18 protein-coding genes are annotated in these 22,887 nt (G+C 56.5%); 11 read left to right on the forward strand and 7 right to left on the reverse strand.

Annotation, left to right across the window (positions count from 1 at the left end):
• Positions 1–220 precede the first annotated feature (220 nt).
• The 5 genes from PAG01S_RS02600 to PAG01S_RS02620 all read left to right on the forward strand — a co-directional run bounded on the left by PAG01S_RS02600 (position 221) and on the right by PAG01S_RS02620 (position 5,963).
• Positions 221–1,204: an arabinose ABC transporter substrate-binding protein gene (locus PAG01S_RS02600; protein ID WP_010245365.1), complete on the forward strand. Its 984-nt coding sequence runs from the start codon at positions 221–223 to the stop codon at positions 1,202–1,204.
• Positions 1,205–1,303: 99 nt separating this feature from the next.
• A complete protein-coding gene (gene araG, locus PAG01S_RS02605; protein ID WP_010245364.1) occupies positions 1,304–2,824 on the forward strand; it encodes an L-arabinose ABC transporter ATP-binding protein AraG in 1,521 nt (506 codons plus the stop codon).
• Positions 2,825–2,836: 12 nt separating this feature from the next.
• A complete protein-coding gene (araH, locus tag PAG01S_RS02610) occupies positions 2,837–3,820 on the forward strand; it encodes an L-arabinose ABC transporter permease AraH (protein WP_010245363.1) in 984 nt (327 codons plus the stop codon).
• A 76-nt stretch (positions 3,821–3,896) separates the two neighbouring features.
• Positions 3,897–4,814 carry an arabinose operon transcriptional regulator AraC gene (araC, locus tag PAG01S_RS02615; protein WP_003853440.1) on the forward strand — a complete coding sequence of 306 codons (918 nt, stop codon included), beginning with the start codon at positions 3,897–3,899 and terminating at the stop codon, positions 4,812–4,814.
• Between the two features lie 102 nt (positions 4,815–4,916).
• Positions 4,917–5,963 carry an oxidoreductase gene (locus tag PAG01S_RS02620; RefSeq protein ID WP_062757584.1) on the forward strand — a complete coding sequence of 349 codons (1,047 nt, stop codon included), beginning with the start codon at positions 4,917–4,919 and terminating at the stop codon, positions 5,961–5,963.
• A gap of 82 nt (positions 5,964–6,045) precedes the next feature.
• On the opposite strand, the gene add is transcribed toward PAG01S_RS02620, so the two are convergent.
• The 3 genes from add to malX all read right to left on the reverse strand — a co-directional run bounded on the left by add (position 6,046) and on the right by malX (position 9,964).
• A complete protein-coding gene (gene add / locus PAG01S_RS02625; RefSeq protein WP_010245359.1) occupies positions 6,046–7,041 on the reverse strand; it encodes an adenosine deaminase in 996 nt (331 codons plus the stop codon).
• Between the two features lie 143 nt (positions 7,042–7,184).
• Positions 7,185–8,357, reverse strand: a complete 1,173-nt coding sequence (locus PAG01S_RS02630) for a MalY/PatB family protein (protein ID WP_062757586.1) — start codon at positions 8,355–8,357, stop codon at positions 7,185–7,187.
• Between the two features lie 17 nt (positions 8,358–8,374).
• Complete coding sequence (malX, locus tag PAG01S_RS02635; RefSeq protein WP_062757587.1) at positions 8,375–9,964, reverse strand: maltose/glucose-specific PTS transporter subunit IIBC; 1,590 nt, start codon at positions 9,962–9,964, stop codon at positions 8,375–8,377.
• Positions 9,965–10,138: 174 nt separating this feature from the next.
• Between malX and malI the strand changes: the two genes are divergently transcribed.
• A complete protein-coding gene (malI, locus tag PAG01S_RS02640; protein WP_062757589.1) occupies positions 10,139–11,164 on the forward strand; it encodes a Mal regulon transcriptional regulator MalI in 1,026 nt (341 codons plus the stop codon).
• Positions 11,165–11,206: 42 nt separating this feature from the next.
• Here the strand turns inward: malI and PAG01S_RS02645 are convergent, their stop codons facing one another.
• Together PAG01S_RS02645 and manA are read right to left on the reverse strand one after the other, a co-directional pair.
• Positions 11,207–12,706, reverse strand: a complete 1,500-nt coding sequence (locus PAG01S_RS02645; protein WP_062757591.1) for a YdgA family protein — start codon at positions 12,704–12,706, stop codon at positions 11,207–11,209.
• Between the two features lie 132 nt (positions 12,707–12,838).
• Positions 12,839–14,014: a mannose-6-phosphate isomerase gene (manA, locus tag PAG01S_RS02650; protein ID WP_062757592.1), complete on the reverse strand. Its 1,176-nt coding sequence runs from the start codon at positions 14,012–14,014 to the stop codon at positions 12,839–12,841.
• 199 nt (positions 14,015–14,213) lie between these two features.
• Here manA and fumC point away from each other — a divergent pair, with 199 nt between their 5' ends.
• A complete protein-coding gene (fumC, locus tag PAG01S_RS02655) occupies positions 14,214–15,611 on the forward strand; it encodes a class II fumarate hydratase (protein WP_010245332.1) in 1,398 nt (465 codons plus the stop codon).
• A gap of 43 nt (positions 15,612–15,654) precedes the next feature.
• Here fumC and tus read toward each other — a convergent pair whose 3' ends face one another.
• On the reverse strand, positions 15,655–16,584 hold the full coding sequence (gene tus / locus PAG01S_RS02660; protein WP_033757557.1) for a DNA replication terminus site-binding protein: 930 nt from the start codon (positions 16,582–16,584) through the stop codon (positions 15,655–15,657).
• 202 nt (positions 16,585–16,786) lie between these two features.
• Between tus and PAG01S_RS02665 the strand changes: the two genes are divergently transcribed.
• From PAG01S_RS02665 to PAG01S_RS02680, 4 genes are all read left to right on the forward strand, one after another.
• A complete protein-coding gene (locus PAG01S_RS02665) occupies positions 16,787–17,971 on the forward strand; it encodes an MFS transporter (protein ID WP_062757594.1) in 1,185 nt (394 codons plus the stop codon).
• Between the two features lie 207 nt (positions 17,972–18,178).
• Complete coding sequence (locus tag PAG01S_RS02670; RefSeq protein WP_010245324.1) at positions 18,179–18,673, forward strand: RrF2 family transcriptional regulator; 495 nt, start codon at positions 18,179–18,181, stop codon at positions 18,671–18,673.
• A gap of 197 nt (positions 18,674–18,870) precedes the next feature.
• Positions 18,871–19,053 (forward strand): type II toxin-antitoxin system HicA family toxin, encoded by a 183-nt coding sequence (locus PAG01S_RS02675; RefSeq protein ID WP_010245321.1) that lies wholly within the window; start codon positions 18,871–18,873, stop codon positions 19,051–19,053.
• Between the two features lie 21 nt (positions 19,054–19,074).
• On the forward strand, positions 19,075–19,500 hold the full coding sequence (locus PAG01S_RS02680) for a type II toxin-antitoxin system HicB family antitoxin (RefSeq protein WP_010245317.1): 426 nt from the start codon (positions 19,075–19,077) through the stop codon (positions 19,498–19,500).
• A 234-nt stretch (positions 19,501–19,734) separates the two neighbouring features.
• Here the strand turns inward: PAG01S_RS02680 and oqxB are convergent, their stop codons facing one another.
• Positions 19,735–22,887: a multidrug efflux RND transporter permease subunit OqxB gene (gene oqxB / locus PAG01S_RS02685; protein WP_062757596.1), complete on the reverse strand. Its 3,153-nt coding sequence runs from the start codon at positions 22,885–22,887 to the stop codon at positions 19,735–19,737.

Here is a 22,887-nt window from a genome sequence, read left to right on the forward strand (position 1 = left end):
CTGAATATATGGATCATTTTGTCGTGATTTTAAGATGTGATACCGCTCTACATTTTTCTTCGCTAATACCGCTAAAACTAGCCCAGCGTCTGGACAGTCTGTCAGCACATGCCAGCCTAACGCACTGATTTATGGCTGTACCCACAAAACAAAACAAACTGGTAGCGTTTACACCGATTCGTTATTAGCAGCGAAAAATAACCTGGTACCGGAGAGCATCATGCATAAATTCACTAAAGCGTTCGCGGCCATCGGCCTGGCAGCGGTTATGTCACAATCCGCTATCGCCGAGACCATGAAGCTGGGATTCTTAGTCAAGCAACCAGAAGAACCCTGGTTCCAGACTGAATGGAAATTCGCCGACAAAGCGGGCAAAGATCTTGGCTTTGATGTCATTAAAATTGCCGTGCCGGATGGTGAAAAAACCCTGAATGCCATCGACAGCCTGGCGGCTAACGGCGCGAAAGGTTTTGTTATCTGTACGCCCGATCCGAAACTCGGCTCTGCCATCATGGCAAAAGCGCGTGGCTACGGTCTGAAAGTCATCGCGGTCGATGACCAGTTCGTCACCGCCAAAGGCAAACCAATGGATACCGTGCCGCTGGTGATGATGGCTGCGACCAAAATTGGTGAGCGTCAGGGTCAGGAACTCTATAAAGAGATGCAGAAACGCGGCTGGGATGTGAAAACCACCGGCGTGATGGCGATTACCGCTAACGAACTCGACACTGCTCGTCGTCGTACCGGCGGCTCCATGGACGCCATCAAAGCCGCTGGCTTCCCGGCAGCGCAGATCTACCAGGTCCCCACCAAATCTAACGACATCCCTGGCGCGTTTGACGCCGGTAACTCTCTGCTGGTTCAGCATCCTGAAGTCAAACACTGGCTGATTGTCGGCATGAACGACAACACCGTGCTGGGCGGCGTGCGTGCGACCGAAGGTCAGGGCTTTAAAGCCGCTGACGTCATCGGTATCGGCATCAACGGCGTGGATGCCATCAGTGAACTGTCGAAAGAGAAGGCAACCGGCTTCTACGGATCGCTGCTGCCAAGCCCGGATATCCACGGCTACAAAAGCAGCCAGATGCTCTACAACTGGGTCAGCAAAGGTGAAGAGCCACCGAAATTCACCGAAGTTACCGATGTGGTGCTGATCACCCGTGACAACTTCAAAACTGAACTGGCGAAAAAAGGACTGATGTAACCCTGAGCCTGCCAGGCAGTTTGTCGCCTGGCATCCTTAATAGCCAATTTCGCGCCGCCCGCCATAACCGGCCGGTGGCGCGAAAGAGTGAGGAAAAACATGAACACTGATTCAGCATTTCTGTCGTTTCATGGCATCAGTAAAACCTTCCCTGGCGTCAAAGCGTTGCAGGATATCTCCTTCGACTGCCGTGGCGGTGAAGTCCATGCTCTGATGGGCGAGAACGGCGCAGGCAAATCGACGCTGTTAAAAATACTCAGCGGCAGTTATCAGCCGAGCGGCGGTGAGATTCGTATTAAAGGCCAGCCGATGAGCTTTCAGCGCACCACCGATGCGCTGGACGCGGGCGTCGCCATTATTTACCAGGAACTGCATCTGGTGCCGGAAATGAGCGTGGCAGAGAACATCTATCTCGGTCAGATCCCGCACAAACATGGGCTGGTCAACCGTAAGCTGATGCGTTTTGAGGCGGGCCTGCAACTGAAAAATCTCGGCATGGATATCGATCCCGATATGCCGCTGAAATATCTGTCGCTGGGGCAGTGGCAGATGGTGGAGATTGCCAAAGCGCTGGCGCGTAACGCGCGTATTATCGCCTTTGATGAGCCAACCAGCTCACTTTCAGCGCGTGAAATCGACAACCTGTTCCGCGTCATCCGTCAGCTCCGTGAGGAGGGCCGGGTGGTGCTCTACGTTTCACACCGCATGGAGGAGATCTTCGCCCTCAGCGATGCCATCACCGTCTTTAAAGATGGCCGCTACGTGCGGACGTTTACTGACATGGCCAACACCCATCACGACGATCTGGTGCAGGCGATGGTGGGACGAAACCTCGGTGATATCTATGGCTATTCACCGCGTGCCAAAGGCGCGGTGCGGCTGGAGCTGGACAAGGTCGAAGCGAAGGGCGTGCGGACGCCGATTTCGCTGAAAGTCCATGCCGGTGAAATCGTCGGCCTGTTTGGCCTGGTCGGTGCCGGTCGCAGTGAACTGCTGAAAGGGCTGTTTGGCGGCACGCGTCTGCGCGGCGGTCAGGTGATTCTGGACGGCAAACCGCTGCCGCTGCGGGAGCCGATCGATGCCATCCGTGCGGGCATCATGCTCTGCCCGGAAGATCGCAAAGCCGAGGGCATTATTCCGGTGCATTCGGTGCGCGACAACATCAACATCAGCGCCCGTCGTCATAACCTTACTGCGGGCTGCCTGATTAAAAACGGCTGGGAAAATAAAAATGCCGACAGCCATATCCGCTCGCTAAACATCAAAACGCCCAGCGCCGATCAGCTGATCATGAACCTTTCCGGCGGCAACCAGCAGAAGGCGATTCTGGGACGCTGGCTGTCAGAGGATATGAAGGTGATCCTGCTGGATGAGCCAACGCGCGGTATCGATGTCGGTGCCAAACATGAAATCTATAACCTGATTTATCAGCTGGCGAACCGGGGCATTGCGGTGCTGTTCGCCTCCAGCGATTTACCGGAAGTGATGGGCCTGGCCGATCGCATCGTGGTGATGCGCGAAGGTGCCATTGCCGGTGAACTGCTACACGACGACGCCACGGAACAGCAGACGCTGAGCCTGGCGATGCCCAAAACCACTCAAGCGGCCGCCGTGGCCTGACAGGAGATCATCATGGCTTCATCCACGACCTCAAATACGCCGCAGCCCGCTTCACGCGGCGGCCTGCAGTTAGGTCGCATCTGGGACAACTTCGGCATGCTGGTGGTATTTGCACTGCTGTTTATTGTCTGTGCGATCTTTGTGCCGAACTTCGGCTCGTTTATCAATATGAAAGGCTTAGGGCTGGCAATGTCGATGTCCGGCATGGTCGCCTGCGGCATGCTGTTCTGTCTGGCTTCCGGTGATTTTGACCTGTCGGTCGCTTCCGTCATCGCTTGTGCGGGTGTGGTTACCGCCGTGGTGATTAACATGACCGAAAGCCTGTGGATTGGCGTGGGTGCCGGCCTGGTTCTCGGTATGATCACCGGCTTTATCAACGGCTTTGTCATTGCCCGACTCAAGATCAATGCGCTGATCACCACGCTGGCGACCATGCAGATTGTCCGCGGCCTGGCCTATATCTTCTCTGACGGTAAAGCGGTCGGTATCGAAGATGAGCGTTTCTTCGAACTGGGCTTTGCCAACTGGCTTGGCGTGCCCGCTCCCATCTGGCTGACTCTGGCCACCATGCTGATCTTCGGCTTCCTGCTCAACAAAACCACCTTTGGCCGTAACACCCTGGCAATTGGCGGCAATGAAGAAGCCGCACGTCTGGCCGGTGTGCCGGTGGTGCGCACCCGCATCATCATCTTTATCCTCTCCGGTCTGGTTTCAGCGGCGGCGGGCATCATTCTGGCGTCACGTATGACCAGCGGCCAGCCAATGACCTCCATCGGCTATGAGCTGGTGGTGATTTCTGCCTGCGTGCTGGGTGGCGTTTCGCTGAAGGGCGGCATCGGTAAAATCTCCTATGTGGTGGCAGGGGTGCTGATCCTCGGCACGGTAGAGAATGCGATGAATTTATTGAATATCTCGCCATTCTCACAGTATGTGGTACGCGGTCTGATACTGTTAGCTGCGGTGATTTTTGACCGTTACAAACAGAAAAAAGCCTGATTGAGCGAGCCGTTGGTCCGCAGAGGCAGAAGCCTCTGCGGGCTATCCGAACAATAACAGACTGAGTGAGGACGCTATGTATCACCGCGAATTACCGGCCGAGCAGCAAAACCCCTTGTTGCCGGGCTATTCATTCAATGCCTGGCTGGTGGCGGGGCTGACGCCGATCACCGCCGATGGTCCGCTCGATTTCTTTATCGATCGCCCGCACGGCATGAAAGGTTACATTCTGAATCTCACTATTAAAGGTAAAGGGCGGGTATTTGACGGCGAGCGGGCATTTGACTGCGAACCTGGCGAAATGCTGCTGTTTCAGCCGAAAACGGCTCACTATTATGGTCGCGCGCCGGACAGCCCGCAGTGGTTTCACCGCTGGGTCTATTTCCGTCCGCGCGCCTACTGGCACGACTGGCTGCGCTGGCAGGATGAGCAGGAGGGCGTGGGACGACTGCTGCTGCCTGAATCGCTGCGCGGCGAATTTGATCGCCTGTTTGCCAGTATCGAACAGACCCACAATTCGGGCCGTCGCTTTGCAGAAGAGCTGGCGATGAACCTGCTGGAACGGCTGCTGCTGCGCGCCGTTGAAGAAGATCCACGCAGCCATCAGTTAATTCGCGATCCGCGCGTGATTGAAGCCTGCCAGTACGTCACCAACCATCTCGCCAGCGAGGTTAAGATTGAAGAGGTGGCGCGCCACGTCTGTCTGTCGCCGTCGCGGCTGGCGCACCTGTTCCGCGAGCAGATGGGTGTGAACCTGCTGCGCTGGCGTGAAGATCAGCGTGTAATCCGCGCGAAACTGCTGCTGCAGACCACCCAGGAACCGATCGCCTCGGTAGGACGTGAAGTGGGCTATGACGATCAGCTCTACTTCTCGCGGGTGTTCCGCAAGCGGGTCGGCGTCAGTCCCAGCGACTTCCGCCGCCGTAATCAGGATGCGCACGACAGCCTGGCCGCTCAGACCGCCTGGCCGCTGGCGCGAAGTGCTATCTCTTAGTTTTTTCGGGGAATTCCGGCTTGTCGTCATTTGGTTAATAGTCTTAAATCAATCAGGTTATCAACTAAGAGTCTGGTCAATCAGGCTCTGAGAGGAATCCAAATGAGCGATAAATTACGTGTTGGTCTGATCGGCTACGGTTTTGCCAGTAAAACGTTTCACGCCCCGCTGATTGCGGGGACGCCGGACGTCGAGCTGGCAGCCATTTCCAGTAGCGACGCCAGCAAAGCCCACGCCGACTGGCCCGCCGTTAAGGTAGTGGCCGACCCTCAGGCGCTGCTGGACGACCCGACGCTGCAACTGATCGTTATTCCTACCCCCAACGACACGCACTTCCCGCTGGCAAAAGCGGCGCTGAACGCCGGTAAACATGTGGTAGTCGATAAGCCGTTCACCGTGACGTTGTCACAGGCACGTGAACTGGATGCGCTGGCGAAAGCCAAAGGGCTGCTGCTGTCGGTGTTCCACAACCGCCGCTGGGACAGTGACTTCCTGACGCTGAAATCGCTGATTGAGGCCGGTACGCTGGGTGAAGTGCGCTACTTCGAATCGCACTTTGACCGCTTCCGTCTGGAAGTGCGTAATCGCTGGCGTGAAATGAAAGGCGCAGGCAGCGGAATCTGGTATGACCTGGGGCCGCATCTGCTGGACCAGGCGCTGCAGCTGTTTGGCCCGCCGGTCGCTATCACGGTTGATCTGGCCGAGATGCGTCCGGGCGCGCAGACTACGGACTACTTCCACGCGACGCTGACTTATCCGCAGCGCCGTGTCGTGCTGCACGCCAGCATGCTGGTCGCGGCAGAATCTGCCCGTTATACCATCCACGGCACGCGCGGCAGTTACGTCAAATATGGTCTTGATCCGCAGGAAGATCGCCTGAAGTCAGGTGATTTCCCGCCGCAGGAAGACTGGGGCTATGACATGCGTGATGGCACTCTGACGCTGGTTGACGGAGATTCCCTGACCGAAACGACCCAACTGACCCAGCCAGGCAACTATCCCGCTTACTATGCGGGCATCCGCGATGCGATTGCCGGACGTGGTAACAATCCGGTGACAGCGGAAGAGGCGATTCATGTGATGGAACTGATCGAGTTAGGTCTGCAATCCGCCGAGAAACGCCAGACGATGTCGCTAAAGCGCGTTTAATCGGTCGGTGCTTAAAACGCAATAAGTAAAAAAGCGAAACGGGCCGGATATCCGGCCCGTTTTTTGTCGCTACGCTTCAGGATTACTGCACCCGTGCGCGAAGAGCCGCTTTCTCTGCTTCGCTAAGGAACGCAATCGTCAGACCATTTTCCTGCGCCTGACGGATCTGCGCCGCGCTCAGACCGGCAGCCGGAGCGGCGTGATGATACTCATGCGCCAGTTCAATGCCCTGAACCGCCGGATCATCCGTGTTAATCGTCGCCAGAATGCCATGCTCCAGGAAGGTCTTCAGCGGATGCTGCGCCAGTGATGGCACGGTGCTGGTCTGGATATTGGAGGTCAGGCAGGATTCAATACCAATACGGTGCTCCGCCAGGAAATCCATCAGCGCGCGATCTTCAATCGCTTTCACGCCGTGACCGATACGTTCTGCACCCAGCTCCCGAATCGCCTGCCAGATGCTCTCGGGTCCGGCCGCCTCGCCCGCATGGACGGTCACGCGGAAACCGGCATCGCGCGCCTGGGTAAAGTGGCTCAGGAACTCGCTGCCCGGGAAGCCCAGCTCATCACCCGCCAGATCGACCGCGGTGATGTGATCGCGATGGGCAAGCAAACCTTCCAGTTCGCTGAGGCAGGCATCTTCGCCAAAGGTACGGCTCATAATACCGATCAGACGCACGTCGATATCGTGCTGCTGACGGCCTGCGCGCACGCCCTCAATTACCGCTTCAACCACACCGGCAATCGGCAGATTGTGGGTCATCGCCATATAACCAGGGGAAAAACGCAGTTCAGCATAGTGAATGCCCGCGCGGGCGGCATCTTCGACATTCTCCTGCGCGATCCGGCGGCAGGCATCCAGATCACCCAGCACTTTCACACCCCAGTCGAGCTTCTGCAGGAAGCTCACCAGGTCAGGCTCATTCTGGCCGACCTGCACATGCGGACGCAGCGTCTCCAGCGTGGAAGCAGGCAGGGCGAGGTTAAACTGGCGACCTAAATCGAGAATGGTTTGTGCACGGATGTTGCCATCAAGGTGGCGGTGAATATCAGTCAGAGGAATTTTAGAATCGATCATGGCGCACTCGCTCAGTTGTCGGTGAAGTGCAGAGCATTATAAAAATATCTTGCGCAACAGCGCCAGCTATTTGCGCAACAGCCGCGCCGGATGCTGCTTAATTACGCATAACCGGCGAGCAATGGTTGCCTCGCCGGTTAATGTCAGCCCTGCAACTGATGGATCGCCGCAATCAGGCGTGAAACGCCCTCATCAACTTTGCTGCGCGGACAGCCAACGTTAAGACGCAAAAACCCTTTGCCTGCATCACCGTAGATCGATCCGGGCATAATTGCGACCCGTTGCTGGATCAGCGCCTGTTGCAGGGCCTCTTCTGGAATGCCCAGCGGATTGATATCGAGCCAGGCGAGATAGGTCGCCTCGGGAATGTGCCAGTTCAGTGCGGGAAACTCAGCGTTAAGCCGATTGGCAACCAGTATGAAATTACCATAAAGATAGCTGCGCAGGGCATCCAGCCAGGGTGCGCCTTGTCGGTAGGCGGCAACGTGTGCCGTGACGGCCAGAACGGCCGGCGACGAAAGGCCGTCAGCATTTTTCAGCGCCTGAAACCAGGCGGCTCTGTCTGCCGCATCCGGGATAATTCCCCACGTACCGGTCAGTCCCGGCACGTTGAAGCTTTTCGACGCCGAGGTAAACAGCGCCCAGTCACTGCGCGCCACGCTGGCCCACGGAGTATGGGGCTGATTACCCATTATCATATCCATATGAATTTCATCGCTGATCACCCGCACGCCGTGACGATCGCAGAGCGCCGCCATCTGGTGCAGCTCAGTTGCTGTCCACACTTTGCCGGTGGGATTGTGCGGGCTGCAGAGCAACAGGATTTTGCAGCGCGGGCGCGCCAGGCGCGTCTCCAGCGCGGCCATATCACATCGCCAGCTACCATTATCCCGCTGCAGCGGCATCTCCAGCACCTGTCGCTGATTGCCGCGTACCGTTTTATAAAAAGCATCGTAGGCGGGGGTGTGGAGCACCACTTCATCATCCGGGTTGCTCCAGCGGCGCAGCATCTGCGCCACCATATAGATCACCGATGGGCCATAAACCAGGGTGTCAGCATCGGGCTGGTAGCCGAAACGGCTGGACATCCAGTGGCAGCAGGCGGAAAGAAAATCATCATGCTGCCAGCGACTGTAACCCAACACGCCGTGTGCTACGCGCTGCGTCAGCGCCTGCTGAACCGCTGGCGCAGTTCTGAAGTCCATATCCGAAATGGTAAACGGAAGCAGATCGGGGACGCCAAAGCGGTCAGCCACGAAATCCCACTGGGTAGACCAGCTGCCGCGGCGATCGATGACTTCGTCAAAGTTAAACATTAATCGGCTCCGGCACTTCAGGCAGGGACATTCATCAGGTGTGACAGTTCATCTTTCACCGACTGCACCTGTGGACCGATAACCACCTGCAGGCTGGTCTGATTAAGATGGACCACACCTATCGCGCCGTTGGCTTTCAGCGCCGCATCATCTACTTTACTCATATCCGCCAGGGTCAGACGCAGACGCGTCAGACAATTATCCAGCGAGGTAATATTCTCCACGCCGCCAAGTGCCGCCAGAATAGCCGGTGAGTTATAGCCAGATTTACCTTTACCGGCATTGCTGACCTGCTGCGCAACCGCACTGGCACTTTCCACTTCGCGGCCCGGTGTTTTGATATTGAAGTGCAGAATGGCGAATCGGAAAATCAGGTAGTAACCAACAAACCATATCGCTGCGACAACGGGTACCCAGTACCATTTGGTCGACAGCCCGTGCAGCACACCAAACACCACAAAGTCGATGATATTGCCGTCTGTATTGCCGATAGTGACGCCCAGTATCGCCATGATGCTGAAGCCAACGCCGGTCAGCAGGGCGTGGATCAGATAGAGGAACGGGGCGACAAACAGAAACAGGAATTCGATAGGTTCGGTGGTGCCGCCAACCACGCAGGCCACCACGCCGGAGATCAACAGGCCTTTGATCTTATGACGATTCTCCGGGCGGGCGCAGTGATAGATGGCTAGTGCGGCACCTGGCAGACCACCGAGGAAGGCAGGCATTTTACCCTGTGACAGGAAGCGGGTCGCGCTTTCAGCAAAACCGTGGGTTTCCGGGCAGGCGAGCTGCGCCTGGAAAATGGTTAAGGCACCACTCACGCTCTTGCCACACACATCCAGTGTGCCGCCTGCATCGGTAAAGCGCATGATGGCGACCAGAATATGCTGCAGGCCAAACGGCAGCAGCAGACGTTCGCCGGTTCCAAAGATCATCGGGCCGAAATCACCCGCGCTGTTAATCATCCAGCCTAATCCGGTGATACCCCGCGCGAAAAAAGGCCAGATTAGCGGGACGACCAGTCCCAGTAAACCAATCACCAGCGTGGTGATAATCGGCACAAACCGGGTGCCGCCAAAGAAGGCCAGCGCATCGGGCAGTCGGATATTATGAAAGCGCTCATGCAGCCAGAACACCACAATACCCACAATGACCGCGCCCAGAATGCCGGTATCGATCGACGGGATCCCCAGGATCGGCTGAACGTTGTTAGCTTTCAGCACGGCGGCATCGGTGGTTGGCAGAATGCCGTGGATATTGAGCCAGAAGTTGATGCCGAGGTTTAGCACGGCATACCCCACAAAGCCGGCAAACGCTGCCACGCCCTTGTTCTCGCGCGCCATACCCAGCGGAATCGCAATGGCGAACATCACCGGCAGATAGCTAAAGGCGAACGATCCCAGTTTGGCCATCCAGAGAAACAGATATTGCAGCCAGGGCTGATCCAGCACAGGTAACAGGGTCAGGACATCACGACTGCTCAGCGAACTGCCAATCCCGAGCATGATGCCGCAGAAGGAAAGCAGGGCAACCGGCAGCATAAAGGTTTTCCCCAGACTCTGGAAAAATTCCCAGACGGACATTTTTTGGTGAGAGGGTGACATGAACGCTCCTGGATAAACGGACCACTGAGTGAAGTGGCGGGATGATAAAACGTTTTACCTGGATCTTATGCGCGCTGAATCACACTCTTCAGGTCATGGACGATATAATTCTGACGTCATAAGGTGTAACGTTTTACCTTGTCTTCTAATGTTGTAGTTCAGTTGAGTAATCTGATGAGTAAAATCACCATCAATGATGTTGCGGCGGCGGCGGGCGTGTCGGTGACCACGGTATCGCTGGTGTTATCCGGCAAAGGACGGATCTCTGCGGCCACCATGGCGCGCGTGAACGAGGCCATTGAGCAACTCGGTTTCGTGCGTAACCGTTCGGCAACCATGCTGCGCGGGGGTGAGAGTGGCGTGATTGGCTTGATCGTCCGCGATCTCAGCCAGCCATTTTATGCTGAAATGACGGCAGGTCTGAGTGAGGCGCTGGAGAAGCAGGGCAAATTGCTGTTCCTGACGCAGAGCGGCGCCCAGGGACAGCATCTGCATCGCTGCTTTGAGTCACTGGTCGCTCAGGGAGTGGATGGCGTGGTGCTGGGAGGCGGTGCCGATAAGGCCAGCCAGATCGTGACGCGGGCCAGAGAGGTGAATATGGCCTTAGTCTGTGCCGCGCGCGCCAGTAGCCTGGAGGAGGTAGACGCTATCCGCCCCGATAATGCTCAGGCTGCGCGTCTGGCCACAGAATACCTGATTCGTCAGGGGCATCAGCGCATTGCCTGGCTGGGCGGCCATAGCGCATCACTGACCCGGGCAGAACGTCTTGGCGGCTACTGCGCCACCCTGCTGCAATATGGGCTGCCGTTCCGGCCTGAGTGGATTATTGAATGCGGTAACACGCAAAAAGAGGCGGCTGACGCGGCGGTACAGCTGTTTCAGCACCATCCGCGGCTGACTGCCGTGCTGGCCTATAACGCCACTACCGCGCTGGGATGCTATTTTGGGCTGTTGCGCACCGGGCGAACATTCGCGCGGGGTGCAGTCGACAGCTATTACGATCAGCAGCTGGCTCTGATGGGCTTTGGCGATGAACCGCAGGCGGAACTGACCGATCCGCCGCTGACGTTTGTCACCAGTTCAGCCCGGGAGATTGGCCGTGTGGCAGCTGAGCGTATCCTGCAACGGATAGCGCAACCGGATACCGCCCGGCAGAACGTGATTATGCCGCCGCAGCTGGTTATTCGCGGCTCGGCATAAAAAAGGCGACCCGGAGGTCGCCTTTAAAGGAAGAGTAGAGAATTACTGCGGCATCCCTTCGCTGGTCGGCATACCCAGCATATAGCGGGAGAGGAACTGCTCCAGCGTCATTTTGTCGCCGTTCATGTTCACCTGACCGTTGGTATACTGCAGGCTGGTGACGATATTGTTATCCTGCTGCTGGGTCAGGCGGAACATCTGACCCATCGCCGCCAGTCCTTTCACCTGCTGATCTGCCAGCTTCTGTGCGTCATCGGCCTGATATCCTTCAGCCAGTCCCACTTTATGCATGGTTTCGGTCGCCATTGGCATATTGATGACCAGCTTGCTGTCCAGACTCTTCAGTACCCGATCAACCATGGCGCTGAGTGTCTGGGCTTCGCCGGTCACCGCAGAGGGATCGTTGAAATTTGCGTTCAGGTTAAAGGTACTTTCACCTTTATCATTTTTCCAGCTCAGCGGGGCGATACTGATCGCAGGTGAGCCTTTCAGTAGCATCGGCAGGTTGCTCATCAGAATCTGATGCACACCCGCCTGGTAGCGGATAGGATCTTCCGCGACGCCAGGCTGGCTCAGCAGTTCCTGCATCTGCGCGTTGTAACGATCGGAGAAGGCTTTTACCGCCTGCGCATCAAACTGTGATAGTTTCATCTTCAGCGCTGCCTGACCAAAATCCTGCTTCTGCAGCTGAATGCCTTCAACCTTGTAGTCGATATTGCCGCCAATCTTACCGGCGCTGTTATCGAAAGAGGAGGTGCCTTTCATTTTGTGCAGCGTCAGGGCGTCCTGACCATTAATGCTGGCATTGACCTTCTCAATATCCACTGACTGGTCGCCAATACGTACGCCTTCCGGGCTGAGATGGGTGTTACCGCTCAGCTTCAGACCATTAATGGTGAACAGCACCGGCTGGCCCATCTCATTTTTACTGGTCAGCGCGAGGCTATCAACGTCACTGTCCAGCGACACTTTGTCGCCTTTGTTATCCGCGCTGACGTTGAAGGTGCCACCATTGGTGGCAAGACGCTCGCCGCTTTGCGCATTCTGATAATCAATCGGCAGAACGCGCAGCGCCGTATCGGTGGCACCGCTGTAGCCGATACGGGTATCGGCGTTAATCAGCGACTTGTTGCCGGTCAGCTCAAACAGCTTTTTCACCGCATCGGTGTTAGCCAGTTCGGTATGAACCGACGCCATGCTCGGGATCAGATTGAAATGCGTCAGCTGAGCAAACGGGAAAGGGCCATGATCGATGGTTTCGTTCAGGATGATGCTCTGGCCGGGTTTAAGCAGGGGATTATCTTCCGTCTGCGAGTTGGCCTGAATCACCAGATTCACTTTGCTGCTGAACACGCCGCGCTGATAGTCCTGATAGCTAATCTTCAGACGGCTGTTAGGGGCATAAGCATTCAGCTGGGCATTGGCGTTCTGCACCAGCTCATCCCTGTGGCTTTCAATCTGCTTGCCGGTGAACCATGCCGCGCCAGTCCAGACTACGCCCAGTGCGATGATGACACCTACGGCAACATTGGTCTTTTTCATTGCTGATTCGTCCTTATCCTTGAGTCCGCTTATGCCGCAGGTTTACCCCAGCGACTGAAGAAAAACGCCCGCAGGCGTTTAAAAGCTAATAGGTTGAAATAATAGCAGTTAACAGACACTCCGTCAGCCGCTTCACCCTAAGTCGTTAAATACCCGCGCCAGTCGGCCCGTGCCTGCGACCGTTACGGGGGATTCGCTGGCAGCAATGAAGCAGGATTCACCTGGTTTCAGCGTTACCTGCTGCTCGCCTTTGGCGATCACCGTCTGGCCTTCAATGCAGAACAGCAGTGCGGCGCTCTGCTGCGCCAGCGGCTGTGGCTCTGCGTTCAGGGTATGAATAGCAAAAGCAAAATCCTCCACCGGAATCGGGAAGCGCAGTGCGTTGCCCTGTTGCTCCGGCTCGGTCAGCAGGGTGCTGGCTGGCTTCTCTTCAAACTTCAGGTTCGCCATCAGCTCGGCGATATCGATATATTTCGGGGTTAAACCGGCCCGTAACACGTTATCGGAGTTTGCCATCACCTCCAGCGCCACGCCTTTCAGATAAGCGTGCGGGGTCTCCGCATAGAGGAACATCGCCTCGCCCGGTTGCAGCGTGATTACGTTCAGCAGCAGCGGCGAAAACAGGCCACTGTCGTCAGGATACTCTGCCGCAATCATGCGAATGGTCTGCCACGGCTCACCCTGTTGTGCATCAACCGCGGATTTCAGGATGCCCAGCGCCAGCGATTTCGCCTCACCCTCCAGTGACAGCAGGGTAGAGAAGAGCGCGGCCAGCGTCTCCTGATCGGGATGCTGCAGAAAATGGGCTATCTGTGGATGTGCGCCCGCAACCGGCTCCAGCAGTGAGACCATCTCCGTCAGGGTGCGAAAGCCATTCATCGCCTGGAAGGGCGTCAGCGCGTAGACCAGCTCCGGCTTGTGGTTGGCATCTTTATAATTACGCTCAGCAGCCGTCAGCGGAATACCCGCCGCATTCTCACGGGCAAAGCCCACTTCAGCCGCGCGTTTGCTGGGATGGACCTGAATCGACAGCGGCTGATCGGCAGACAACACTTTGAACAGGAAGGGCAGTTCACCAAAACGCTGTGCCACCGCTTCGCCCAGCATGGCGGCAGGCGCGGCATCAATCACGTCACGCAGCGAACGCTCGCTGCCCTGGTCAATCACGGTGGAGGGGCTTTTTGGATGTGCGCCCATCCAGAGTTCCGCTATCGGCAGCCCCTGTGGATTAGCGATTCCGTAAAGCTCAGTCAACGCAGTTTTGCTGCCCCATGCGTAGTTTTGCAGCGTATTGTTCATTTTTTGCATTGTATAACCCTTTATCACGGGAAATTATTGCCAGTATTAAAGCAGAAACTGCCGGTAAAAATACATCTCCAGCGCAAAAGGACGCTAAGCTCTGATAATGTTAAATTATTGTGTATTACTATCCTGACCGCCCGGCAGTCGATCGTAATGACGTACCGGGCGGCCATTCTTTTAAAAACCAGATGAAGGAGACGTATTCATGGCAGCCAATCGCATTGAGAAAGATTCAATGGGCCCCATCGACGTACCGGCAGACAAACTGTGGGGCGCGCAGACACAGCGCTCACTGGAACACTTCCGCATCTCAACCGAAAAAATGCCGACCGCACTGGTGCATGCACTGGCACTGACCAAGCGCGCCGCGGCCAGCGTTAACCGCGATCTGGGACTGCTGCCCGCTGACCGCGCCGAGGCGATTGTCAGCGCGGCCGATGAGGTGCTGGCTGACAAGCATGCGGATGAATTCCCGCTGGCGATCTGGCAGACCGGTTCCGGCACCCAGACCAATATGAACATGAATGAAGTGCTGGCGAACCGCGCCAGTGAAATCCTCGGCGGCGAGCGTGGTATGGCGCGGCTGGTTCATCCCAACGACGATGTGAACAAGAGCCAGAGCTCCAACGATGTCTTCCCGACGGCGATGCACGTTGCCGCCGTTATCGCCTTGCGCGAACAGCTGATCCCTCAGATTCAGGTACTGAAAAAGACCTTAAGCCAGAAGTCCGACGCCTTCAAAGATATCGTCAAGATTGGCCGTACTCACCTGCAGGATGCCACGCCGCTGACCCTGGGCCAGGAGATTTCCGGCTGGGTGGCGATGCTGGAGCATAACCTGAAGCATATTGAGCAGAGCATTCCGCATGTGGCGGAACTGGCGCTGGGCGGCACCGCAGTAGGCACCGGCCTGAATACCCATCCGGAATATGCGGTGCGCGTGGCGAAGGCGCTGGCCGATCTCACGCAGCAGCCGTTTGTCACTGCGCCAAATAAATTTGAGGCGCTGGCAACCTGTGATGCGCTGGTGCATGCGCATGGCGCGCTGAAAGGGCTGGCCGCCTCGCTGATGAAAATCGCTAACGACGTGCGCTGGCTCTCTTCCGGCCCGCGTTGCGGCATCGGCGAAATCGCCATCCCGGAAAATGAGCCTGGCAGCTCCATCATGCCGGGTAAAGTTAACCCGACCCAGTGCGAAGCGATGACCATGCTCTGCTGTCAGGTGATGGGTAACGATGTGGCGATCAACATGGGCGGCGCATCCGGTAACTTTGAGCTTAACGTGTTCCGTCCGATGGTAATCCATAACTTCCTGCAATCAATTCGCCTGCTGGCGGATGGCATGGACAGCTTTAATCATCACTGCGCGGTCGGTATTGAGCCGGTGCGTGAGCGCATCGATCAACTGCTTAACGAATCGCTGATGCTGGTGACGGCGCTGAATACCCATATTGGCTATGACAAAGCGGCAGAAATTGCCAAGAAGGCGCACAAAGAGGGGCTGACGCTGAAAGGCTCGGCGCTGAAGCTGGGTTATCTTACCGAAGAGGAGTTTGATGCCTGGGTTCGTCCGGAAGAGATGGTCGGCAGCATGAAGTCGTAAGGTTTGAGTGAGTCAGAGGCCAGCGAATGCTGGCCTTTATTATTTATATCGGACAATCGACCCACAGATGCAGTCTGGGGATCAAAAGATTCAGCGGTTCAGCGGCAGGTTTATAACGATGGTTAATATTATCGGCATCGTAGTTAAGCAATTCGCCCAGAACCGGAACCTGGCTGCGATCGCGACAGATAACCAGAATCGGTGAAGGACAGGCCAGCTGAGTTTGTTTTTGTTCATCCGCGCGCCAGACGCGTGCAACCGGCTGGACTTTCACCGGGCGCTTGATTTTCAGCCGTGCCGAGGCGGGCAGGGCGCGCACGCTTGCCAGCTCCTCCTGCACTTTTTCCGCCCACTGTTCACGTGACCACGGCGCTTTTGCACGTCCCGACTTCAGGCTTTTTTCCAGCTGGGCGATCACCTCTTCACGCTTGAGATTCTTGATAATGTGCTTGTTGGCCCAGCCGAAACGCAGGCTATCCGGTGCGCTCAGCAGGGTGATAGTGCGATAGGCATTCAGGGTAATCAGCCCGCGCAAATGCTGGTGGACAAACTCAAAACGCGCCTCACTCGGCAGGCCAGAGTCCACCGTAATCAGCTGCTCCAGCCGTGCCTTCAGCTGATTGATGACGTCGACCAGTGCGCCGATCTCCGCCTCCTGCTGCGCGTCGCATTCGATACAGAGCGCGCCAGGCAAGCGCACGGCAGCCTTGGTGCTCAGCTGTTCTGACTGATGCTGCATAAACAGGCGGCAGTAGTGGTCAAGCGCCATCTTTAACGCGCTCTCCCCGAGATGCTGCTCGACGGCAATCCGGGTGATCGCTTCATGTTCGCGGCCTTTAACCACCGGCGGCAGGCTGAAGACGCGGGCGATCAGCAGAGGCTGCGCTTCAATCTGCTGACGCAATTCACCCAGCGCCAGTTCCAGGTCATTTACACATTGATGCATATCAGCCACTAAGTCGTAGCGCGTCATGTTGTGCCTCCATAGTTACAACGTCCACAATGTGGCAGAAGCCTGGCGAGGATGCAAGCACCATATAGTTACAACATACTAAAAGTGTTTTACTCAAAACCGTGCGGCCTGCCTGGCTATCCAGTCGAAAGGGCATCACGCATTTTGGCTTATCGCAGAACATGTTATAAAAACGGTTCGCCTGCTAACCAAGAGAACGCTTGTGAATCAGAACAACAAACCCGGTATCGCCGCCATTATTACCCTGGGCTGGGTGCAGATCCTCTCGTGGGGCGGGTCGTTCTATCTGATGGCAGTGATGGCGAATCCGATTGCGGCTGAGACAGGCTGGTCACAGCAGTGGATTTATGGCGCGCTCTCGACCGGGATTCTGGTCTCGGGCCTGCTGTCACCGCTGGCTGGCAGAATTATCGCCCGTACCGGTGGCCGCCTGTTGCTGGCGCTGAGTGGGATGGTGATGGCGGTGGGGCTGGTGATCATGGCTTATAGCCACTCTCTGCCGCTGTTTCTGTTTGCCTGGGTAATTATTGGCATCGGTATGGCGATGGGCCTTTATGACGCACTATTTGCCACGCTCGGCACCTGCTATGGCGGTCAGGCGCGTGCAGCGATCACCGGTATCACCCTGATATCTGGCTTCTGCACCACGCTGGTCTGGCCGGGAACGGCGTTGTTAATCCACGGATTCGGCTGGCGAAACGCGTCGCTGATTATTGCGGTACTGATGGTCGTCTGCGTGCTGCCCGCCTATCTGTTTGCCTTACCCGACAGTCATGCTAAGCGGCCGGTGAAACGACTGAGTCCGCAGCCTGGCACGGCGGAGATTGCGCCTGCGCTGTTCTGGCTGCTGTGTGCCATTTTTACCCTGGCGTCAGTGATCATGACGGCTATTTCCGTGCAGCTTATCGCTTTGTTGCAGGCGAGTGGCCATACGCTGACCTCGGCGCTGGCGATCAGCGCCGTACTTGGTCCGTGCCAGGTGGGATCCCGACTCGTCGATATCGCCTTTAAACGCAGTCATCCCATCCGTACCACCTTTTTTTCCGTCGGGCTGGTGGCACTGGGCTTGCTGTTGCTGGCACTGTTTCCGCAGATGGCGTTGCTGAGCATGGTGTTGTATGGCGCAGGAAATGGCTTACGTGCCATCGTGCGGGGAACTTTACCGCTGGCGATGGTCAAACCAGAGTCCTATGCGATTGTGGTGGGTAAAATGGCCCGCCCGGCGTTGATGGGGCAGGCACTGACGCCGCTGATAGGTGGATATGTGTTTGAAAAGATGGGAGCATCGGCGACGCTGTGGTTGCTTTGCGCCCTGGCAATCTTTAACGTGGTACTGGTTATTGCGCTGAAGCAGCGATTACCGGCGACAGCGGCCAACACGGCATAACGGAACGGTTCTCCTTGCTCCGCAGGAAGAGGGCCGTTAGCAGGCTAAGCACCTTGTGCTATCGGGCCTCAGCCTTTGGTGAATACGTGCCTTGTCACCGCCGGTTTGCTTCAAAAAAGCAACAGTGTTTGTTATATTTATTGCTCATTGATTGTTCACTTATGCGGCAATAAAACAATAAGATGCACCGCAACTCAGGATAAAGAAATGCTTGATTACCGCTTCCCGACAGCTTTGCAAATGGTTCTGAGCGTAGCGATGGCGGAGCAAATGGGAAAACGCTCTACCAGCGCGATTCTGGCCTACGGGCTGGAAGCGAATCCCAGTTTCATACGAAAATTAATGGTCCCGCTGACCCGTGACGGCATTATCGTCTCCACGCTGGGCCGTACCGGTTCGATTCATCTGGGCCGTCCTGCTGCGGAAATTACCCTGCGGGATATCTATGTCTCCGTGATCGAAGACAAAAAAATCTGGGCCGCGCGTCCCGACGTCGCGCCACGCTGTCTGGTCAGTGCCAACCTCTGCTGGTACTTCAAGTCGATAGCCGATGAAGCCGAGCAGGCGTCGCTGGATGTGCTGGCAAAACGCACCGTGGCAGACGCACTGAACGAACTGAAGAAACGCGACACCAGCAACTGCACCGCCGTGCCGGAACCTGAACCCGAAGAGATTGATGATCTCTGCAAAAAGAGCCGCTGATTAGCGGCTTTTTTTATGCCTGCTGGTCACTAACTTCCTGCCTCAAATCTGCCATAAGCCAATAACTCACTTTCCTGGGGTCGGTTATCACGCTGAACCTGATCAATCATTTGAAAATTCAGTATCCATCACAACATTAATGTTGTATTGATTATCACCAATGTTATTCTTGCTGTTATACACAGCGAGGGAACGCGATGAAGTACAGTGAATTCAGACGCTGGCTCATTCAGCAGGGCGCTATTTTGACTAAGCACCGCAGTGGAAGCAGCCATTTCAAGGTCTTCCTGGGCGACAGGCAATCCATTTTTCCGGATCACGGAGCAAAAGAAATGCCTGAAGGTACGCGCAGAAAAATTTTAAAAGATCTGGGCCTGTGAGCCCGATCAGAGAGGTACTCTATGTTTAATTATGCCGTCAGATTAACTCATGACGCCAAAACCGATACCTATGAGGTCTCGTGTCGTGATTTGCCGTTACTGCATTCCGTCGGTGACACCGTTGAGGAAGCACTTGCAGAAGCCGAAGATGGACTGGTGACGGCAATCTCTCTCGAGATGGATACGCGTCGTCCGATTCCGGTTGCCAGTAAACCGCTGGAAGGAGAGTACATTGTCTCTGTGCCTGTACTGGTGGCAATGAAAGCGGCACTTTACAACGCAATGATTGAAACCGGCACCCGTAAAGTCGATCTGGCACGTCAGCTGGGCGTGAATGGCCCACAGGTTGATCGACTACTGGATGTAGAGCACTCATCGAAAGTCGAAAATGTGGAGCTGGCGCTGGCTCAGCTGGGACGCAAAGCCCGGATTGAAATTCGTACCTGATCATCTGTCCGCAAGCAGAACGCTAGAGGTCAAAGATGAATAATAATTCTGATCTGGCTAATGTCGCCGGGCAACCCGCCATGATCAATGAAACCTCGCTGAATGCGTTTATCATTGAAACGCTGAATGAAAGATTGAAGCGGCGCTAACCTGCAAGGCAGAATCTGCCGGCATCTGTGAATTACAGGCAAAAAAAGGGGCGATCATGCGGTCGCCCCTTTTAACTTTTACGGTTTACGCCGTCACGGACGATGCACTACCTGACCGGCGCGTCACCAGCTTGCGCAGGGCGACGTAGAACACCGGCGTCAGGAACAGGCCGAACAGCGTCACGCCGAGCATGCCGGAGAAGACCGTAATACCGGTAACGCCACGGACCTCTGCACCCGCGCCTTCACCCAGAATCAACGGTATTGTACCGGCGATAAAGGCGATGGAGGTCATCACAATCGGACGCAGACGCAGGCGACACGCTTCCAGCGCCGCTTCCACAATCCCTTTGCCCTGAATCTCCAGCTCCCGCGCAAACTCGACGATCAGAATCGCGTTCTTACAGGCCAGCCCCATCAGCACCACCAGTCCGACCTGCACGAAGACGTTGTTGTCACCGCCAGTCAGCCAGACGCCAAACAGCGCAGAGAGCATGGTCATCGGCACAATCAGGATCACCGCCAGCGGCAGCGTCCAGCTCTCATACAGCGCGGCCAGCACCAGGAACGCCAGCAACACGGCCATCGGGAAGACAATCAGCGCGGTATTGCCCTGCGTTGACTGCTGATAACTCAGATCGGTCCACTCGATGTTCATGCCGTTTGGCAATAGCTGACCGGACATCGCTTCGAGCTGACTCATCGCCTGCGCCGAGGAGAGCACGCGTGGGTCGGCATCACCAATCAAATCCGCCGCCGGATAGCCGTTATAGCGGATCACCGGGTCGGGACCGTAGGTGGTGGTAATGTTGACCATGCTGCCAATCGGCACCATCTCACCGCGATCGTTTCGGGTACGCAGGTTAGCGATATCTTCGATGCTGTCGCGGAAATCCCCGTCAGCCTGCGCCATCACCCGCCAGGTGCGGCCAAAGCGGTTAAAGTCATTCACATACGACGAGCCGAGATAGGTCTGGAGCGTGCTGAACAGCGCGGTCAGCGATACTCCCTGCGCTTTGGCTTTATCCCGGTCTACCTTCACATCAAGCTGCGGAACGTTGGCCTGATAAGAGGAGATGGGGAAGTGCATCCCTGGCGTCTGCATGATGCTGCCCGACAGCGTATTAATCGCCGTCTGCAGCGCGCCATAACCCAGACCCGCCCGGTCCTGCACATAGAGCGAATAGCCCGAGCCCTGGCCCAGCCCCAGAATCGGCGGTGGCATAATCGAGAAGCCAAAGCCCTGCTGGATTTGAGCGATCTTCGCATTGATCTCAGCGTTGATCTCCGCCGCCGTATGTTTGCGCTCATTAAACGGCTTCAGACCGAAGAACACCGTGCCGCTGTTCGGCGTATTGGTGAACTGCAATGCATTCAGGCCAGGGAACGCGACCGCATAGGCGACGCCTTCGGTCTGCATACCGATTTCGCTCATCTTACGAATCACTGCATCCGTGCGCGCCAGAGAGGAACCTTCCGGCATCTTCACGCCACCAATCAGGTAGAGCTTATCCTGCGTCGGAATAAATCCACCCGGCACGGTGTGGAACATAAATCCGGCACCCGCCAGCAGCAGAATATAGACGCCAAACACGGCGCCACGGCGACGCAGCGTACGGCCCACCAGCGATTCATAACCATGGGCACTGCGCTGGAAGAAGCGGTTAAACGGCCGGAACAGCCAGCCAAACAGCGCATCAATGATCCGCGTCAGCCGGTCTTTCGGCGCGTGATGATCTTTCAGCAGCATCGCCGCCAGCGCAGGCGAGAGCGTCAGCGAGTTAATAGCAGAGATCACTGTAGAGATGGCGATGGTAGTGGCGAACTGCTTGTAGAACTGCCCGGTGACGCCAGAGAGAAACGCCATCGGCACAAACACCGCGCAAAGCACCAGCGCAATGGCGATGATCGGCCCGGAGACCTCACGCATCGCCTGATGCGCAGCGGCGCGCGGCGACAGCCCCATCTCAATGTTACGTTCGACGTTCTCCACCACCACAATGGCGTCATCCACCACGATACCAATCGCCAGCACCAGCCCGAACAGGCTCAGCGTATTCAGCGAGAAGCCAAGCAGATAGAGCACGCTAAAGGTACCGACTATCGAAACCGGCACCGCCAGCAGGGGAATGATGGAGGCGCGCCAGGTCTGCAGGAACAGAATCACCACCAGCACGACCAGAATGACCGCTTCCAGCAGGGTCTGCACCACGGCTTTAATCGAGTCACGGACAAACACCGTCGGATCGTAAGGCGCGGCCCATTTCACGTCGTTGGGGAAGCGGGTTTCCAGCTCATCCATTTTGGCGCGAACCGCATTGGAGAGGTCGATGGCGTTGGCGCCAGGCGCCTGGAAGATGCCGATACCAACCGCATCTTTGTTATTCAGTTGCGAGCGCAGGGCATAGCTTCCCGAGCCCATCTCAATCCGCGCCACATCGCGCAGCCGCACCAGCGAACCATCTTCCGAGGTTTTCAGGATGATATCGCCAAACTGCTGCTCGCTCTCCAGTCGTCCCTGGGTGTTGATTGACAGCAGAAAATCGCTCTGCTTTTTCAGCGGCTCGGCACCCAGCTGACCGGCAGAGACCTGCACGTTCTGCTCCTGCATCGCCGTCACTACGTCAGAGGCGGTCAGACCACGCGCCGCCACTTTATTGGGATCAAGCCAGACGCGCATCGCATACTCGCCTGCGCCGAAAATCTGGATCTGACCGACACCCGGCAGGCGGGCCAGCTCATCTTTCACCTTGAGGGTGGCGTAGTTACGCAGGTAGAGCGAATCGTAGGTATTGTTCGGTGAGAACATGTGGACGACCAGCGTCAGGGTCGGCGACATCTTCTGGGTGGTGATCCCCAGCCGACGCACATCTTCCGGCAGACGGGCTTCCGCCTGCGCTACGCGGTTCTGCACCTGTACCTGCGCCTGATCAGGATCGGTGCCTGGACGGAAGGTGACGGTGGTCACCAGCACGCCGTCAGAACCGGCTACTGACTTCATGTACATCATGTTTTCGACGCCGTTGATTGCCTCTTCCAGCGGCGTCGCCACGGAATCCGCAATCACTTTCGGGTTAGCGCCTGGATACTCGGCGCGCACCTGTACGCTGGGTGGCACCACGTCGGGATATTCACTGACTGGCAGCAGCGGGATGGCAATCACCCCGGTCACAAAAATCAGGATCGACAGCACCGCAGCAAAAATGGGCCGGTCGATAAAAAAGCGGGAAAAGTCCAT

Origin of the sequence: Pantoea agglomerans NBRC 102470, assembly GCF_001598475.1 — a bacterium.
Classification (GTDB): Bacteria; Pseudomonadota; Gammaproteobacteria; order Enterobacterales; family Enterobacteriaceae; genus Pantoea; species Pantoea agglomerans.

Bases quoted from the DNA above. Each gene is read 5' to 3' on its own strand.
- tus (WP_033757557.1), bottom strand. From the start codon at position 16,584: ATGACGCGCTACGACTTAGTGGCTGATATGCATCAATGTGTAAATGAC.
- PAG01S_RS02645 (WP_062757591.1), bottom strand. From the start codon at position 12,706: ATGAAAAAGACCAATGTTGCCGTAGGTGTCATCATCGCACTGGGCGTA.
- malX (WP_062757587.1), bottom strand. From the start codon at position 9,964: ATGTCACCCTCTCACCAAAAAATGTCCGTCTGGGAATTTTTCCAGAGT.
- araG (WP_010245364.1), top strand. From the start codon at position 1,304: ATGAACACTGATTCAGCATTTCTGTCGTTTCATGGCATCAGTAAAACC.
- PAG01S_RS02620 (WP_062757584.1), top strand. From the start codon at position 4,917: ATGAGCGATAAATTACGTGTTGGTCTGATCGGCTACGGTTTTGCCAGT.
- PAG01S_RS02600 (WP_010245365.1), top strand. From the start codon at position 221: ATGCATAAATTCACTAAAGCGTTCGCGGCCATCGGCCTGGCAGCGGTT.
- araH (WP_010245363.1), top strand. From the start codon at position 2,837: ATGGCTTCATCCACGACCTCAAATACGCCGCAGCCCGCTTCACGCGGC.
- PAG01S_RS02630 (WP_062757586.1), bottom strand. From the start codon at position 8,357: ATGTTTAACTTTGACGAAGTCATCGATCGCCGCGGCAGCTGGTCTACC.
- araC (WP_003853440.1), top strand. From the start codon at position 3,897: ATGTATCACCGCGAATTACCGGCCGAGCAGCAAAACCCCTTGTTGCCG.
- PAG01S_RS02680 (WP_010245317.1), top strand. From the start codon at position 19,075: ATGTTTAATTATGCCGTCAGATTAACTCATGACGCCAAAACCGATACC.
- PAG01S_RS02675 (WP_010245321.1), top strand. From the start codon at position 18,871: ATGAAGTACAGTGAATTCAGACGCTGGCTCATTCAGCAGGGCGCTATT.
- add (WP_010245359.1), bottom strand. From the start codon at position 7,041: ATGATCGATTCTAAAATTCCTCTGACTGATATTCACCGCCACCTTGAT.
- oqxB (WP_062757596.1), bottom strand. From the start codon at position 22,887: ATGGACTTTTCCCGCTTTTTTATCGACCGGCCCATTTTTGCTGCGGTG.
- PAG01S_RS02670 (WP_010245324.1), top strand. From the start codon at position 18,179: ATGCTTGATTACCGCTTCCCGACAGCTTTGCAAATGGTTCTGAGCGTA.
- malI (WP_062757589.1), top strand. From the start codon at position 10,139: ATGAGTAAAATCACCATCAATGATGTTGCGGCGGCGGCGGGCGTGTCG.
- manA (WP_062757592.1), bottom strand. From the start codon at position 14,014: ATGCAAAAAATGAACAATACGCTGCAAAACTACGCATGGGGCAGCAAA.
- fumC (WP_010245332.1), top strand. From the start codon at position 14,214: ATGGCAGCCAATCGCATTGAGAAAGATTCAATGGGCCCCATCGACGTA.